Genomic DNA, 15,992 nt, shown 5'->3' with positions numbered 1-15,992 from the left:
GGACGGCGGACACCGGTGCGGACACCGGCACCGCCGCGAGATCGTTCGCGAGACTCAGCTGCCGGCGTCGGCGCGTTGACCGTAGCCGGTGGACGCGTACCCCCCGTTGGCGCTGCCCCTGCTGTCTGACGGAGCGGCGGACGCCCGGTCCCCGAGGTCCCTGAGCTGGGTCTCGAGGTAGGTCTTCAACCGGGTGCGGTACTCGCGTTCGAACGTCCGCAGCTCGTCGATCTTCTTCTCGAGGACCGACTTGTCGCGGGTGATCGTGCCGATGATCTCGGCCTGCTTGCGCTCGGCGTCGCCGACCAGCGTGGCGGCCTTGTCGCGGGACTGGCGCTCGAGGGTCTCGGCCCGCGTGCGGGCGTCGTTGAGCATCGTCTCCGCGCGCGAGCGGGCGTCGTTGACCAGGCCGTCGGACTTGCTCCGGGCCTCGGACAGCAGCTGCTCGGACTTCGACCGGGCGTCGCTCAGCATCGTGTCGGCCTCGGACTTGGCCTCGGCGGTGAGCCGCTCGGCCATCTCCTGGGCCATGCTGAGGACCTTGGCGACCTGCATGTGGCTGTCGCCACCGCCGTCACCGCCCATGTCGCCCATCCCGGGCCCACCCATCGCGCGTGTCTGCTCCATGCGCATGGGTGGTGGCTCGACCTGGCGCTGGATCTGCTGGGTGGGCGGGGCGACGCCCTGCCCTCCCATCCCGGCCGCCGGTGGACGCGAACGGGCGTCCTCCAGGTCGGCCTGGGCGTTGCCGAGGCGCTGCTCGAGCTGGGACATCTGCTCGCGGAGGTCTTCGTTCTCCTCGATCAGTCGGGCCAGCTCGGCCTCGACAAGATCGAGGAACGCGTCGACCTCGTCCTCGTTGTACCCCCTTTTCCCTATCGGGGGCTTGCTGAACGCGACGTTGTGGACGTCGGCGGGCGTCAGCGGCATCGGATCACCTCATGCAGTTCCTCGGCGGCGGCACCCTGTGACTGGGGCTCACAGCGGCGTCGGCTGGGCAACGTTCATCAGTATGAACACCACCAGCAGCAGAACCATAATCGACAGGTCTAGTCCCACGCCGCCGATCCGCACGACCGGGATCACTCTCCGCAACAGCTTCACCGGAGGGTCGGTCGCCGTGAAGATCAACTCCAGCGCGACCGCGCTCGGGCCGGCCGGCACCCACTGGCGGGCGAAGCTGCGTACGAGCTCCACCACGATCCGGCCGATGAGCAGGAGCCAGAAGAAGAACAGCAGGTAGTAGAGCACGAACTGGATGGCGAGGGACACGGGCTCAATCCTGGCGGAAGAGACCGCGTTCTGCGAGTTTCCGGGCGTCGTCGGCGGAAACCTCCACGTCGGCGGGGGTGAGCAGGAACACCCGGGTGGCGATCTTGTCGAACCCGCCGCGCAGGGCGAAGGCCAGGCCGGCGGCGAAGTCGACCAGGCGCTTGGCGTCCGCGGCGTCCAGCTCGGTGAGGTTCATGATCACCGGCTGGCCGTCGCGGTACCGCTCACCGATCGTGCGCGCCTCCTTGTAGCTGCGCGGTGACAGCGTGGTGATGCGGGCCAGCGTGGCCACCCGATCGCGTGCCTCGGCCGCGCCGACCGGACCGGGCACCGCGGCGACCGGCACCACCGCCCGGACCGGCTCGGGGACGGCCACGGTGTCGGTGTCGATCGCCAGCGCGCCCCTGACCGGCGAGGACGCCGCGCTCACCGGCCGCCTGCGGTCCGGGACCACCGACGGGCGGGACGGGCGCCGCGGGCCCCGCTCGTCGCGCGGGAGATCACCGCGACGGGGGTCGTCGGATCGGGTCGGCTCCGACCCGTGGTCGTCGTCCGGGTACCGGTCGTCGTCCCAGTGGCCGTCGTCCCAGGTGGCGGAGTCGCGGCGGCGCTCGTCCCAGCCGGGCTCGGCCCAGCGCTTGTCCTCCCAGCGCGGGTCGTCGCGGCGCGGGTCGGAGCGGTGCTGGTCAGGGCGCCTGCGCTCGGCCCAGCGGTCCTCGTCGTCCCGCGAGCGGCGCGGAGCCGGGTAGCGGTCGAGCGGCTCGTCCACGTACTCGGTCAGCTCCTCGGCGGGCACCATGCCGAAGTAGGCCTTGAGCCGGTACATCGTGCCCATCCGCGCTCCCAATCCTCGTCACTCGACGGCCGGCGAGCCCCCACGAACGGCCGTCACGGCGAGGCTAACGGTCGATCGCCCACCAGGGCCGTACCGACACGCACCACGTCCGAACCATGCCTGATGGCGGACTCGAAGTCCCCGCTCATCCCCGCCGACAAGGTGTTGGCCTGCGGAAACCGCGTTCGGACGCGGTTGGCCGCCGTCGCGACGGCCGAGAATGCCCGGTCCTGCTCCATACCCAGTGGTGCCACCGCCATAACCCCCCGAAGCTGCAATCCACCGCACCGGGCGACGTGTTCGGCGAGCGGTTCGAGGTCGGCGGCGGGGACGCCGCCCCGACGGGGGTCGCCGTCGACGCTGAACTGGAGCAGCACGGGCAGCGGCGCCGCGCGCCCGCCGGTCTCCAGCAGGCGGCGGACGGCGCGGTCGAGGGCGTCGGCCACCCTGATCGAGTCCACGGATTCCACCCGGTCGGCCCAACGGGCGGCCGCGGCCGCCTTGTTCCGCTGCAGCCCGCCGACCAGGCTCCAGCGGGGGCGGGCGGCCGGGCGCAGCTCGGCGACCCGCTCGACCTTGGCCCCGGCCTCCTGCACCCGGTTCTCCCCGAAGGTCTCCAGCCCGAGGTCGAGCAGCAGGGCGACGTCCTCGGCGGGCACGGTCTTGGTCACCGCGACCAGCTCGACCTCCGCGGGGTCGCGGCCGGCCGCCCGGCAGGCCTCGGCGATCCGCGTCCGCACCGCGGCCAGCCGGGTGGCGAACTCCTCCGCCCGGGCCGCACCGGCGCCGGGCGCGCTCACGACGGATCCAGCCAGGTGACGGCGGCCAGCCGCCCGGTGCCGGGCTGACGGCGGTGGCTGTAGAGGTCGCGGTCCTCGAAGGTGCAGCGCGGGTCGCCGCCGATGCGGGCGACCCCGAGCCCGGTGAGCTGGTGGTAGAGGCCGGCGCGCAGGTCGAGGCCGGGTGTGCCGCGGCGGGTGCGCACCGCGCTGCCCGGCAGGCGGGCGTCGACCTGGGCCCGCATCGGCGCCGGCACCTCGTAGCAGCCCCCGCAGATCGCGGGGCCGAGCAGCACCTCGATCGCGCCCACCCGGGCGCCCAGGTCCGTCATCGCCCGCACGACGGCCGGGACGACCCCGGCGGCCGCGCCGACCCGCCCGGCGTGCGCGGCGCCGACCACGCCGGCGCCCGGGTCGGCCAGCAGCACCGGGACGCAGTCGGCCGACAGCACGGCCACCGCGACCCCGGGCAGCGCGGTCACCACGGCGTCGGTCGCCGGGCGGTCCGGCTCCCCCGGCCGTGGCGGCGCGTCCACGACGGCGACGGTCGTGCCGTGCACCTGCTCCAGGAACACCACCGGCGCGCCCAGCTCTCGGGCCAGCCGGGCGCGGTTCGCGGTCACCGCGCCCGGGTCGTCGCCGACGCCTGCGGACAGGTTGAACGAGCTGTACGAACCGGTCGAGCGACCGCCCGCACGGGTCGTGACGACGCGTCGGACGCGCGCGGTCACCGGGTGATCCGCACGGCGGCTCAGCGCTTCATGAAGGGCGGCACGTCCACGTCGTCGTCCAGGTCGTCGTGGGTCTCGACCTGGCGGGTGAACGCGGGCTGGGACGGCGCGACCGGGTGCGGCCCGGTGTCGGCGCCGTCGGTGCGGGAGTCGCTGCGCCGGTGCTGCGGCGGGGAGTACGGGTCGCTCGGGGCCGCCGGCGGCAGGGTGCCGGTCTGGTGGGCGCCGCCGTGGGCACCCTGGCCCGCGGTGCCGTTGCCCGCGGGGTAGCCGCGACCGGTGTGGCCGTTGGCCGGGCCGACGTAGCCGACGAGGCCGCCGCCGGACGCCGGCGCTGACCCCTGGGACTGCGCGGACGGGGCCGCCGGTGCGGTGGAGGTGCCACCGGCCGACCAGGACGGGCCCGGGTTCGACGGCGGCTGCTGGGCGGGCTGGCGCGGCGGGTCGGGCGCGGGCGCCGTGGAGCCGCCCGTGCCGGAGGCCCCGTCGCCGTGGTCGGAACGCTCGGTCGAGCGGAACGCCGTGGGCTCGAGCTTCTTGTGGGTGGGACCGCCCGCCTCGAACCCGGCCGCGATCACGGTCACCCGGACCTCGTCGCCGAGCGAGTCGTCGATCACCGTTCCGAAGATGATGTTCGCCTCGGGGTGGGCGGCCTCCTGGACCAGCGACGCGGCCTCGTTGATCTCGAACAGGCCGAGGTCGGAGCCGCCCGCGATCGACAGCAGCACGCCCTGGGCGCCGTCCATGGAGGCCTCCAGCAGCGGCGAGTTGATCGCCTTGCCCGCGGCCTGGATGGCCCGGCCCTCACCGCGCGAGGACCCGATGCCCATCAGCGCGCTGCCCGCCCCGGACATCACCGACTTCACGTCGGCGAAGTCCAGGTTGATCAGGCCGGGGGTGGTGATCAGGTTGGTGATGCCCTGGACACCGGAGAGCAGCACCTCGTCGGCCGAGCGGAAGGCGTCCATCAGCGAGACGCCGACGTCGCCGAGCTGCAGCAGCCGGTCGTTCGGGATGACGATGAGGGTGTCGCACTCCTGGCGCATCGCCGTGATGCCCTCTTCGGCCTGCCCGGCCCGGCGGCGACCCTCGAAGGTGAACGGCCGGGTGACGACGCCGATGGTCAGCGCGCCGAGCTTGCGGGCGATCGAGGCGACGACCGGGGCGCCACCGGTGCCGGTGCCGCCGCCCTCCCCTGCGGTCACGAAGACCATGTCGGCCCCCTTGAGGACCTCCTCGATCTCCTCGCTGTGGTCCTCGGCGGCCTTGCGCCCCACCTCGGGGTTCGCCCCGGCGCCCAGGCCGCGGGTGAGCTCGCGGCCGATGTCGAGCTTGACGTCGGCGTCCGACATCAGCAGCGCCTGCGCATCGGTGTTCACCGCGATGAACTCGACGCCCTTGAGGCCGACCTCGATCATCCGGTTGACGGCGTTGACGCCGCCGCCACCGATGCCGACGACCTTGATGACGGCCAGGTAGTTGTGGGGGGGCGTCATGGCGCACCTTCCAGTCAAGCTCGGGTCCGACCCCGGGGGTCCGGGCCTTCGTCTACGACGCTAGGTCGCGCTTCCCTCCCGGTCCAGCAGGCGCGCCGCGCAGCGGCAACCCCCCGTCCGGGTTCATTCCGACGTCCCGGCCGGGATCCTCCCCCGGTACCGGGTGCTCACCGCTCGATCGTGGGCAGGTCGGGACTGGTCACATCGTAGAGGCGGCCGGGTTGGGTGAGCAGCGGGCCGAGCACCGCCGCCTTGTCCGCGGAGCGCTCGGCGGACCCCCAGCTCACCTCGCGCTGGTCGGTGAGCCCGAGCGCGACCTGAGCCGGCCCGCCTGCCGGGTCGACCGACCCGGTGACCGTCAGCACATCGACCCGGACGTCGCCCGGGAGCGCGGCCAGCACCCCCACCGCGGCCAGTGTCGCCGGGTCGGCGGGCCCCGGCGCGGACACCGCCAGGTCGGGCAGCCCGACCACCGGGGGACCGGGGAACACCGAGCCCGTCCCATCGACCAGGGCCGGCCCGCCCCCGGTCCGCACGACGGCGATCGGCGTGCGCTGCACGACCCGTACGGAGACGGTGTGCGGCCAGTCTCGGCGCACCTCGACCGAGGCGACGGCGGGCAGCGCGGCCACCCGGGCGGCCACCGCGTCGACGTCGACCTCGATCAGCGGGCCGCCCGGCTCCACCCCGGCGGCGGCGAGGACCTGCTGCTCGGAGAGCATCGGCGCGTCCGGACCGGCGCCGCCGACCGGGGTGCCGGCCGGCGTCGTCAGCACCACCTCGACCTGGTCGACGTCGGCCAGACCGGCGTCGTAGAGCAGCAGCCGGGCGGTCAGCCCGAGCCCGACCAGAACCACGGCGCCGACCAGCACCCCGGCCAGGCGGCGCCGGCGGCGGTAGACGTCGGGCAGCGGTGGCCGGGCGGGGCGCTCGCCGCGGTCGGCCCGATCGGGCCGGACCGCCCGCCGCGTCCCCGGCCGGGTCACCCTCGCTCCCGCCGCTCCAGCTCCAGCAGGATCTCCGGGGCCAGCACGGTGACGTCACCCGCCCCCATGGTGACCACCAGGTCGCCGGTGGTGGCCAGCCCGGCCACCACGGCCGGGACGTCCGACCACCGGGGGACGAACCGCACCCGATCGGGCGGCAGCGGCACGGCGTCGGCGATGAGCGCGCCGCTGACCCCGGGCTCGGGGTCCTCCCGCGCGCCGTAGACCTCCAGCACGACGACCTCGTCGGCCAGCCCGAGCGCGGCGCCGAACGCGGCGGCGAAGTCGCGGGTGCGCGAGTACAGGTGGGGCTGGAACGCCACCACGACCCGGCCCAGCGGGCCGGCCACGTCGCGGGCCGCGCGCAGCTGGGCCGCGACCTTCGCCGGGTGGTGGGCGTAGTCGTCGTAGACCGCGACGCCCGCGACCCGGCCGCGGAACTCGAACCGGCGCCGCACCCCGTCGAACGCCGCCAACCCGGCCAGCACGCCCTCGGCGTCCGCGCCCAGCTCGACCGCGGCCAGCAGGGCGGCCAGCGCGTTGAGCGCCATGTGCTCGCCGGGCACCGACAGCCGCAGCAGGTGCTCGACGCCCGCGTGGCGCAGCACCACCCGGGCGCCGGTGCCGTCGGGCCGGAAGTCGACCAGCCGGGCGTGGCACCCGGGGCCGCGGCCGTAGGCGAGCACCCGCACGCCGCGGGCCTGCGCGTCGGCGGCCAGCGCCGCGGCGCCGGGGTCGTCGGTGCAGGTCACCAGGACGCCGCCGGGCACGATCCGGTCGAGGAACTCGCGGAACGCCGCCTCGTAGGCCTCGGCGGTGCCGTAGTGGTCCAGGTGGTCGGGCTCGACGTTGGTGACCACCGCCACCGCGGGCGAGAACGCCAGGAACGACGCGTCGCTCTCGTCGGCCTCGGCGACGAACACGTCGCCGGTGCCCTCGTGCGCCCCCGAACCGGAGGTGGCCAGGTCGCCGCCGATGGCGAAGGACGGGTCGAGCCCGCAGTGCTGCAGGGCCACGGTCAGCATCGAGGTGGTCGAGGTCTTGCCCGCCGTACCGGTGACCGCGGCGAGCCTGCGCCCCGCGGTCAGCGCGGCCAGCGCCCGCGACCGGTGCAGCACCGCCAGCCCGCGGCCGCGGGCCGCGGCCAGCTCGGGGTTGCCCTCCCGGATGGCGCTGGACACGACCACCGTCGCCGGGGCCGCGCCGGGCTCGTCGGGCGGCAGGTGGGCGGGGTCGTGACCGATCTCGATGCGGGCCCCGAGCGCGCGCAGGGCGAGCACCGTGCCCGACTCCTTGGCGTCGGACCCGGACACCGCCGCTCCCCTGGCCAGCAGGATCCGGGCGATCCCGCTCATGCCCGCACCGCCGATCCCGATCAGGTGGACCCTGCTGCCCGCGCCGAGGCCCGGCTGGGCGGCCGCGGACCGCTCCGCCGAGGAGGGCGCAGGCGATTCGGTCGTGGGGTTCATGCGCGCACCGCCAGCACGTCGAGGGCCATCCGGGCCAGTCGCTCGTCGGCGTCGGCGTGCCCGGACGCCCGCGCCGCGCGGCCCATGGCCAGCAGCCGAGCGGGGTTGGTCAGCAGGGGGGCCAGCTCGTCGACGACCCGCTCCCCGGTGAGCTGGTCGTCCGGGACGAGCAGCCCGCCGCCCGCGTCGACCACGGGCTGGGCGTTGAGGGCCTGCTCGCCGTTGCCGTGCGGCAGCGGCACGTAGACCGCGGGCAGCCCGACGGCCGACACCTCGGCCACCGTCATCGCGCCCGCCCGCCCGAGCACCGCGTCCGCGGCGGCGTAGGCCATGTGCATCTGGTCGATGTAGGGCAGCCCGACGTAGCCCGGCATCGGGTCGGCGGGCGTGCCGTTCTTGCCGTAGGCGTGCAGCACCGCGATGCCGGCGCGGCGCAGCCGGGGCAGCGCGGCGGCCAGCGCCGTGTTCAGCGTCCGGGCGCCCTGGCTGCCGCCGAAGACCAGCAGCACCGGCTCGCCGCGGGGCAGCCCGAACAGGTGCCGGGCGCGCAGCCGCAGACCGGGGCGGTCCAGCGTGGTGACCGAGCGGCGCAGCGGGATGCCGACGACCTCGGCGGCCGACAGCCCGCTGCCCGGGACGGCGGCGGCGACCCGGTCGGCGAACCGCGCCCCGACCTTGTTGGCCAGCCCGGCGCGCGCGTTGGCCTCGTGCACGACGATCGGCACCCGACCGCGGGCGCCCAGGTAGGCCGGCAGCGCCACGTAGCCGCCGAACCCGACGACCAGGTCGGCGTCGACCGCGGCGAGCACCTCGCGGACCCGCCCGACGGCCCCGCGCACCCGGCCGGGCAGCTTGAGCAGGTCGCCGCTGGGCCTGCGGGGCAGCGGCACCGGCGGGATCAGCTCCAGGGGGTAGCCGCGGGCCGGGATCAGCGTGGTGTCCAGCCCGCGTTCGGTGCCCAGCGCGGTGATCCGCGCCCCGGGCACCAGCCGGACGACCGCGTCGGCGAAGGCCAGCGCGGGCTCGATGTGCCCGGCGCTGCCGCCGCCGGCGATCACCACCGACGGACCGCGAGCGCTCTTGCCGGGAGCCCGGCTCCCGACGTCGAACCGCTGGGTCAGCTCGTTCATCGCCGGCTCGGGCATCCCCGGCCGGTTCATCCCGGGCTGGTTCACCACACTCCCCCGCTGAGGCTAGGTCGAACAGTCATGCAGTGTCGAACAGTCACGCAGTGCCGTACTGACAAGTCGCTCGCAAGCTCGCTCATCGCTCTCCCTCGCTGACGCTCGGTCGGCGCTGCGCGGGCGCTGTACTGGATGATCCGCTTGCACGCTCGCTCATCGCAGCGGCCCCCGCTGCGCGGCCGGGCGGCTGACCGGGGCCCGGTAGGGCTCGGGCAGCTTCAGGCCCAGCAGCCGGGCGATGGTGCCCTGCCCGTGCTGCTGCAGCGCGGCGACGGCCTCCGGCTCGTGCCGGGCCGCGTTGGCCAGCACGCCGAAGACGAACATGGTGACCACGAGCGAGGTGCCTCCCGACGAGATCAGCGGCAGCTGCAGCCCGGTCACCGGCAGCAGGCCGACCACGTAGCCGATGTTGATGGCGGCCTGGGCGACCAGCCAGCTGGTGGAGGTCGCGACCACCAGCTTGAGCCAGGGGTCGCTGTTGCGGTCGGCGATCCGGATGCCGACGTAGGCGAGCGTCGCGAACAGCGCGAGCACCGCGAACGCCCCGAGGAACCCCAGCTCCTCACCGATGATGGCGAAGATGAAGTCGTTGTGCGCGTTCGGCAGATAGTCCCACTTGGCCCGGCCCTGGCCGAGGCCGACCCCGAACAGCCCGCCGTCGGCCAGCGAGTACAGCGCCTGGTTGGCCTGCCACTGGGCGCCGAGCGGGTCGGCGCTGTTGCCCGACAGGAACGCGGTGACCCGGGCCAGCCGGTAGTCGGCGGTGAGCGCGAGCACGATCGCGCCGCCCAGCGCGGCCCCGGTGAGGGTGAGCATCAGCCGCATCGGCGCGCCCGCGTAGAACAGCAGCGCGACCAGCACGATGCCCAGCGAGACTGTCATGCCCAGGTCGGGCTGGAGCACCAGCAGGGTCATCAGCAGCGCGGTCACCGGTACGACCGGGGAGAGCGCCTGCTTCCAGCGGTGCATGACCCGGCGGCGGGCCACCAGCACGTGCGCGCCCCACAGCGTGAGCGCGACCTTCACCGCCTCGGAGGGCTGCAGCGAGAAGCTGCCGATGGCGAACCAGGCCCGCGAGCCGTTGCGCACCGAGCCGACGATCAGCACCGCGATCAGGGCGAGCACGCCGACCGCGAGCCCGACCGGGGCGAGCGCCCGCAGCCGTCGCGGCGGGATGCGCAGGCCCAGCCAGAACAGCGCCAGCCCCGGCCCGCAGAACATCAGCTGCCGGGTGAAGACCGAGTAGCTGGAGCCGTCGGCGGTGAAGGACTGGACCGCCGACGCGGACAGGACCATGACCAGCCCGAAGACGGTCAGCAGCCCGAACACGGCGAGCACGAGGTGCAGGGAGGTCAGCGGGCTGCGCAGCCACTCGCCGACCGCGTTGGCGGCGCGCCCGATCGCGGCCCGCGGACCGGACGCACGCCCGGCCGGGACGCGCGCCGCGGCCTCACCCCGGGCGTCCTCGCGGGCGTCGCCGCCGGACCCCTCGCGGGCGGACCGCTCGGTGCTGCGCGCGGTGCCCTCCGCGGGCGTCACAGCGCCCCGCCACCGGCCGCAGCGCCGTCCAGGGCCCGCACCGCCCCGGCGAACGCGCTGCCGCGCTCGGCGTAGTCGGCGAACTGGTCCATCGACGCGGCGGCCGGGGCCAGCAGCACGACGTCGCCCGGTCGGGCGAGGGTGCGCGCGGATCGCACGGCCCGGTCCATCACACCGCTCATCGGCCCATCGTCGCCCGCCACCACTTCGGTGACGGGGAGATCGGGCGCGTGTCGCGCGAGCGCGGCGACGATCTCGACGCGGTCGGTGCCGATGACGACGGCCGCGCGCAACCGGTGCGCGTGCGCCGCGACGAGCGCGTCCACCGAGGCGCCCTTGAGCAGCCCGCCGACGACCCAGACGATCCGGGCCCCGGCCGGGGCCCCGGACAGCGCGGCGGCCAGCGACGCGGCGGCGGCGTGCGGGTTGGTGGCCTTCGAGTCGTCGACGTAACGGACGGCGTCGACGGTGGCCACGGTGGCGGCCCGGTGCGGGCCGGGGCGGAAGTCGACCAGCCCGGAGCGCACCGCGTCGGGTCCGACGCCGACCGCCCTGGCCAGCGCGGCCGCGGCCAGCGCGTCGGTGACGCCCGGCGGGCCGGGGGGTGCGACGGCGGCGGCCTCGATGAGCGCGCCGCCGTCGAAGGCCCGATCGACCAGCACGCCGTCGACCACGCCGAGCTGGTCGGCGGTGGGCTCGCCGAGGGTGACCCCGACCCGGCGCGGTGCCGGGCAGGCCGCCAGCAGCGACGCGGCGATCGGGTCGTCGACGCCGGCCACCGCGACCGGCCCCAGCAGGGCCCGGGCCTTGGCCGCGGCGTAGGCGCCCATCGAACCGTGCCAGTCGAGGTGGTCCTCGGCGACGTTGAGCACGCAGCCCGCGGCCGGGCGCACCGACGGCGACCAGTGCAGCTGGAAGCTGGACAGCTCCACGGCCAGCACCCGGTGCCCGGCGCGGACCGCGTCGACGACGGGGTAGCCGATGTTGCCGCAGGCGACCGCGTCGCGGCCGGCCGCGCGCAGGATCGCGGCCAGCATCCCGGTCGCGGTGGTCTTGCCGTTGGTGCCGGTCACCGCCAGCCACTGCGGGGGCTCGGGCCGGGCCGACCCCATCCACCAGGCCAGCTCGGGCTCCCCGACGACCGGCACCCCGGCCGCGGCGGCCGCGGTGACCAGCGCGTTGTCCGGGCGGCGGCCGGGGCCGGTGACGACGAGCGCGGTGCCGGGCGGCAGCGGGTCGGACTCCGAGCCGGGGCGCGCGCCGTCGGGCAGGTCGGCGAGCCGGGCCGGGACGGCGTCGGTGACGGTGACCCGGGCCCCCAGCTCGACCAGCGCGGACGCCGCGGCGAGGCCGGAGATCCCGGCCCCGGCGACCAGCACCGGGGCGCCGGCCAGCGCGCGCACGTCCATCACGGGCCCGCCGACGCGGTGAGCCACTCCTGGTAGAACAGGCCGAGCCCGAGTGCCGCGCACATCGCGGCGAGCAACCAGAACCGGATGATGACCGTGGTCTCGGCCCACCCGGCCAGCTCGAAGTGGTGGTGGAACGGCGCCATCCGGAACACCCGGCGCCGGGTCGTGCGGAACACCGCGATCTGCACGGCCACCGACAGCACCTCGACCACGAACACCCCGCCGATCACCACCAGCAGCAGCTCGGTGCGGGTCACGATGGACAGCCCGGCGACCAGCCCGCCCAGGGCCAGCGAGCCGGTGTCGCCCATGAAGATGCGCGCCGGGGCGGCGTTCCACCAGAGGAACCCGATGCAGCCGCCCATCGCCGCGGCCGCGACCAGCGCCACGTCCAGCGGGTCGGGGACCTGGTAGCAGCCGGCCGCCGCGGCGATCACGCAGTTGTTGCGGAACTGCCAGAACCCGATGATCGTGTAGGTGGCGAAGACCATGGCCGCGGTCCCGGCGGCCAGGCCGTCGAGGCCGTCGGTCATGTTCACCGCGTTCGACCAGGTGGCCACGATCAGGTTGGCCAGCACGACGAAGCCGACGGCGCCGAAGGACAGCACCGTGATGTCGCGGACGAACGAGAGGCTCTCCGAGGCCGGGGTGAGCCCGTCGGCGTTGGCGAAGCGCAGGGCCAGGATCGCGAAGACCGTGGCCACCAGCACCTGGCCGACCAGCTTCCCGGTCTTGTTCAGGCCGAGGTTGCGGGCCTGGCGGAGCTTGATGTAGTCGTCGAGGAAGCCGACCACGCCCAGCGCGGTGGTCAGGAACAGCACCAGCAGCGCCGACGGGGTCATCGGCTCGCCGGTGAGCGCGTGCGAGACGACGTAGCCGACCCAGATGGCCACCACGATGGCCACCCCGCCCATGGTCGGGGTGCCCCGCTTGGCCTGGTGGCTGGACGGGCCCTCGGCCCGGATCTCCTGGCCGAAGCCCTGCCGGGCGAAGAACCGGATCAGGTACGGCGTGGCCAGGATCGACACCGCGAGCGCGACGCCCGCGGCGATGAAGACACCCCTCACCTGGCCGCCACCCCCCGGGTGTCGAGTCGGCCCGGTTCGAGCAGGGCGGTGGCGACCCGGTCCAGCCCGACCGCGCGCGACGCCTTGACCAGCACCACGTCGCCCTCCTCCAGCTCGGCGCGCAGCAGCGCGATCGCCGCGGCCGCGTCGTCGACGCGGTGGGCGCCGGCGTAGCCGGCGGCACCGACCTCGACCAGCCGGTCGACGCCGAGGTCGCGGGCGGCCCGGGCGATGTCGGCGTGCGCGGCGGCGGCGTCGGCCCCGAGCTCCGCCATCGTGCCGAGGACCGCCCAGCTGCGCCGCGGCCCGGCGATGGCCACCAGCGCGGACAGCGCGGCGCGCATCGACTCCGGGTTGGCGTTGTAGGCGTCGTTGACGACGGTGACGCCGTCGGGGCGGTCGGTGACCTCCATGCGCCAGCGCGAGCCCGGTTCGGCCGCGGACAGCGCCGCGGCCACACCGGCCGGGTCGCCGCCGAGCTCCAGCGCCACGGCCGCCGCGGCGAGCGCGTTGCCCACCTGGTGGGCGCCGACCAGGCGCAGCGCCACCGGCGCCGATCCGGTCGGGGCGACCAGGGTGAACCGGGCCCGTCCGGCGTGCAGCTCGACGTCCTCGGCGCGCACCACCGGGTCGGGCCCGGTGCCCGTGCCCAGCCCGAACCGCACCACGCGGGCCGCGGTGCGCTCGGCCATGGCCGCCACCGCGGGGTCGTCGGCGTTCAGCACGGCCACACCGTCGGCCGGGAGGGCCTCGACCAGCTCGCCCTTGGCCCGCGCCACCGCCGCCCTGCTGCCGAACTCGCCGAGGTGGGCCGAGCCCACGTTGAGCACGGCGGCGACCCGCGGCGGCACCGCGGCGGCCAGCGCGGCGATGTGGCCGGGTCCGCGGGCGGAGAACTCCAGCACCAGGTGGCGGGTGTCGGCGCCGGCGCGCAGCGCGGTCCAGGGCAGGCCGAGCTCGTTGTTGAACGATCCGGGCGGGGCCACCGTCGGCCCCAGCGGGGCGAGCACGGCGGCCAGCAGGTCCTTGGTCGTGGTCTTGCCCGAGCTCCCGGTCACCCCGACGACGGCGGTGGCCGGCAGCGAGCGCACCGCGTGCGCGGCCAGCGCGGCCAGCGCGGCCAGCACCGCGGCCCCGGAGCCGTCCGGGTCGTTGGCGGCCAGGTAGGTGCGGGCGAAGTGGCCGCCCGGCGGGGCCGGGGGCACGACGACGGCGGGCGCGTCGACCTCGCGGCCCGCCAGCACACCGGACGCTCCCGCCGCCACCGCCGCGGCGGCGAAAGCGTGCCCGTCGGCGCGCTCACCGGGCAGGGCGAGGAACAGCGCGCCCGGGCCGACGGCCCGGGAGTCGAACTCGACGGAGGCGACGCGCTCCTCGCCGGTGGCGCGGTGCAACCGCCCACCGGTCACGGCGGCGACGTCGGCCAGCCGCATCTCGATCATGCTCAAGCTCCGCTACTGGTGGGGGGACAGCAGGGGTGGGTGGAGCGGGTCATCGGCGGTGCCCGATCATGCTCTGTCCCGTCCCGGCCGGTCACACCGGCCCGGCGCGGCCCGCGGCGATCGCCGCGGCCAGCTCGGCGGCGTCGTCGAAGGGGTGCTTGACGCCGTCGACCTCCTGGCCGGTCTCGTGGCCCTTGCCCGCGACGACGACGGCGTCGCCGGGGCGGGCCCAGGCGACGGCGGCCGCGATGGCCGCCCGGCGGTCGCCGACCTCCCGGACCTCGTGGTGCGCCGGCTCGGCCAGCGCGCCGTCCAGCATCGCCGCCCGGATCGCGGACGGGTCCTCCGAGCGGGGGTTGTCGTCGGTGACCACGAGCAGCTCGGCCCGGGCCGCGGCCGCGGCACCCATCAGCGGGCGCTTGCCCCGGTCGCGGTCGCCGCCGCAGCCCAGCACGACCGCGATCCGGCCGCTGACCTGCGCGCGCAGGGTGTCCAGCAGCGCGGCGACGGCGGCGGGCTTGTGCGCGTAGTCGACCACCGCCAGCCACGGCTGCCCGGCGTCCACGCGCTGCATCCGGCCGGGGACCGCCAGGGCGGCGAAGCCCTCCGCGGCCACCGCGGGCGCGACCCCGACCGCGTCCAGGCAGGCCAGCGCGACCAGCGCGTTGGCCACGTTGAACGCGCCGGGCAGGGCCAGGCGCACCGGTACCGCCGCCCCGTCCGGCCCGAGCGCGGTGAACGACTGCGCGCCGTCGGCGTCGGTGCGGGCCTCGCGCACCCGCCACGCCGCCGGGCCGGGCCCGGTGGTCACGGTGACCGCCTCCGGGTGGCGGGCGGCCAGCCGCTCGCCCCACTCGTCGTCAACGCAGACGACGCCGTGGCGGGCGCGGCCGTCGAACAGCCGGGCCTTGGCCTCGAAGTAGTCGTCCATGTCGCGGTGGAAGTCGAGGTGGTCCTGCGACAGGTTGGTGAAGGCGGCCACCGCGAACCGGGTGCCCGCGACCCGGCCCAGGGCCAGCGCGTGGCTGGAGACCTCCATCGCCACGTCGCTCACCCCGGCCTCCTCCATCACCGCGAACAGGGCCTGCAGGTCGGGCGCCTCTGGCGTGGTGAAGGCGCTGGGCAGCCGCTCGCCGCCGATGCGGGTGCCGACCGTGCCCAGCAGGCCGGTGCGCCGGCCTGCCGCGACCAGCCCGGCCTCCAGCAGGTGGGCGACGGTCGTCTTGCCGCTGGTGCCGGTGACGCCGAGCACCGACAGCCGGGCGGTCGGGTCGCCGTAGACGAGCGCGGCGACCGCGCCGACCACGGCCCGCGGGTCGGGGTGCACCAGCACCGGGACGCCGGCCAGCGCCGGTCGGGTGGCCCCCGCGGGATCGGTGAGCACGGCGGCGCAGCCGGCCGCGACGGCGACGTCGGCGAAGTCGGCGCCGTGCGCCCTGGCCCCGGACAGGGCGGCGAACAGGTCGCCGGGGCGGACCTCCGCCGCGCGCAGGGTGACCCCGCCGACCTCGACGGCGGGCACCGCCACCGGGGCCGCGGTGTCGCCCGCGGGACCGCGCGGGACGGCGTGCACCGCCGCGGCGATGTCGGCGAGCGCGACCGGCCGCGACGATCCCGGTCGGGGCGGGCTCACGGCCGTCCCGGTCGTGGCTGAGCTGACGGTCGGCACGACGCGGAAGGCTACCGTCGGGTCGATCCGGGCACGTCCGCGCACCACCGCGCTACCGGCGGGGCTCCGCCGCCCGCCGCTCCCGCTGGGCCTGTCGGCGCACCGGACGGG

Annotated in this window: 14 protein-coding genes; all 14 read right to left on the bottom strand. The window is 75.9% G+C overall.

Going from position 1 to position 15,992, the window contains the following annotated elements:
- Positions 1-54 precede the first annotated feature (54 nt).
- The 14 genes from wag31 to KDL28_RS12725 all read right to left on the bottom strand — a co-directional run bounded on the left by wag31 (position 55) and on the right by KDL28_RS12725 (position 15,881).
- Complete coding sequence (wag31, locus tag KDL28_RS12790) at positions 55-930, bottom strand: DivIVA-like cell division protein Wag31 (protein WP_252438110.1); 876 nt, start codon at positions 928-930, stop codon at positions 55-57.
- 48 nt (positions 931-978) lie between these two features.
- Positions 979-1,272, bottom strand: coding sequence for a YggT family protein (locus KDL28_RS12785; RefSeq protein WP_214406485.1), 294 nt, complete (start codon positions 1,270-1,272; stop codon positions 979-981).
- Positions 1,273-1,276: 4 nt separating this feature from the next.
- Positions 1,277-2,107 (bottom strand): cell division protein SepF, encoded by an 831-nt coding sequence (locus KDL28_RS12780; RefSeq protein WP_252438108.1) that lies wholly within the window; start codon positions 2,105-2,107, stop codon positions 1,277-1,279.
- A gap of 53 nt (positions 2,108-2,160) precedes the next feature.
- Positions 2,161-2,907, bottom strand: a complete 747-nt coding sequence (locus tag KDL28_RS12775) for a YggS family pyridoxal phosphate-dependent enzyme (RefSeq protein WP_252438106.1) — start codon at positions 2,905-2,907, stop codon at positions 2,161-2,163.
- The gene (pgeF, locus tag KDL28_RS12770) at positions 2,904-3,617 is read right to left on the bottom strand and encodes a peptidoglycan editing factor PgeF (protein ID WP_252438104.1); all 714 of its coding nucleotides are present in this window, start codon (positions 3,615-3,617) and stop codon (positions 2,904-2,906) included. The genes KDL28_RS12775 and pgeF overlap by 4 nt, the downstream gene beginning before the upstream one ends.
- 20 nt (positions 3,618-3,637) lie before the next feature.
- Entirely contained in the window at positions 3,638-5,113 is a 1,476-nt protein-coding gene (ftsZ, locus tag KDL28_RS12765; protein ID WP_252438102.1) for a cell division protein FtsZ, read from the bottom strand.
- A gap of 167 nt (positions 5,114-5,280) precedes the next feature.
- Positions 5,281-6,099, bottom strand: a complete 819-nt coding sequence (locus KDL28_RS12760; RefSeq protein WP_252438100.1) for a cell division protein FtsQ/DivIB — start codon at positions 6,097-6,099, stop codon at positions 5,281-5,283.
- Complete coding sequence (murC, locus tag KDL28_RS12755; protein ID WP_256501400.1) at positions 6,096-7,568, bottom strand: UDP-N-acetylmuramate--L-alanine ligase; 1,473 nt, start codon at positions 7,566-7,568, stop codon at positions 6,096-6,098. The genes KDL28_RS12760 and murC overlap by 4 nt, the downstream gene beginning before the upstream one ends.
- Positions 7,565-8,698, bottom strand: a complete 1,134-nt coding sequence (murG, locus tag KDL28_RS12750) for an undecaprenyldiphospho-muramoylpentapeptide beta-N-acetylglucosaminyltransferase (protein ID WP_252438249.1) — start codon at positions 8,696-8,698, stop codon at positions 7,565-7,567. Before murG ends, murC begins: the two co-directional genes overlap by 4 nt.
- Positions 8,699-8,905: 207 nt before the next feature.
- Entirely contained in the window at positions 8,906-10,291 is a 1,386-nt protein-coding gene (gene ftsW, locus KDL28_RS12745) for a putative lipid II flippase FtsW (RefSeq protein WP_252438098.1), read from the bottom strand.
- Entirely contained in the window at positions 10,288-11,700 is a 1,413-nt protein-coding gene (murD, locus tag KDL28_RS12740) for a UDP-N-acetylmuramoyl-L-alanine--D-glutamate ligase (RefSeq protein ID WP_252438247.1), read from the bottom strand. The genes ftsW and murD overlap by 4 nt, the downstream gene beginning before the upstream one ends.
- Positions 11,700-12,770, bottom strand: a complete 1,071-nt coding sequence (mraY, locus tag KDL28_RS12735) for a phospho-N-acetylmuramoyl-pentapeptide-transferase (protein WP_252438096.1) — start codon at positions 12,768-12,770, stop codon at positions 11,700-11,702. Before mraY ends, murD begins: the two co-directional genes overlap by 1 nt.
- The gene (locus tag KDL28_RS12730) at positions 12,767-14,212 is read right to left on the bottom strand and encodes a UDP-N-acetylmuramoyl-tripeptide--D-alanyl-D-alanine ligase (RefSeq protein ID WP_252438094.1); all 1,446 of its coding nucleotides are present in this window, start codon (positions 14,210-14,212) and stop codon (positions 12,767-12,769) included. Before KDL28_RS12730 ends, mraY begins: the two co-directional genes overlap by 4 nt.
- Positions 14,213-14,303: 91 nt before the next feature.
- On the bottom strand, positions 14,304-15,881 hold the full coding sequence (locus KDL28_RS12725; protein WP_372496960.1) for a UDP-N-acetylmuramoyl-L-alanyl-D-glutamate--2,6-diaminopimelate ligase: 1,578 nt from the start codon (positions 15,879-15,881) through the stop codon (positions 14,304-14,306).
- Positions 15,882-15,992: the final 111 nt, after the last annotated feature.

The organism is Pseudonocardia humida, from assembly GCF_023898865.1.
Lineage (GTDB): Bacteria > Actinomycetota > Actinomycetes > Mycobacteriales > Pseudonocardiaceae > Pseudonocardia > Pseudonocardia humida.
The sequence above is the reverse complement of the archived record's forward strand: the minus strand, read 5'-3'. Positions and strand labels throughout refer to the sequence as shown.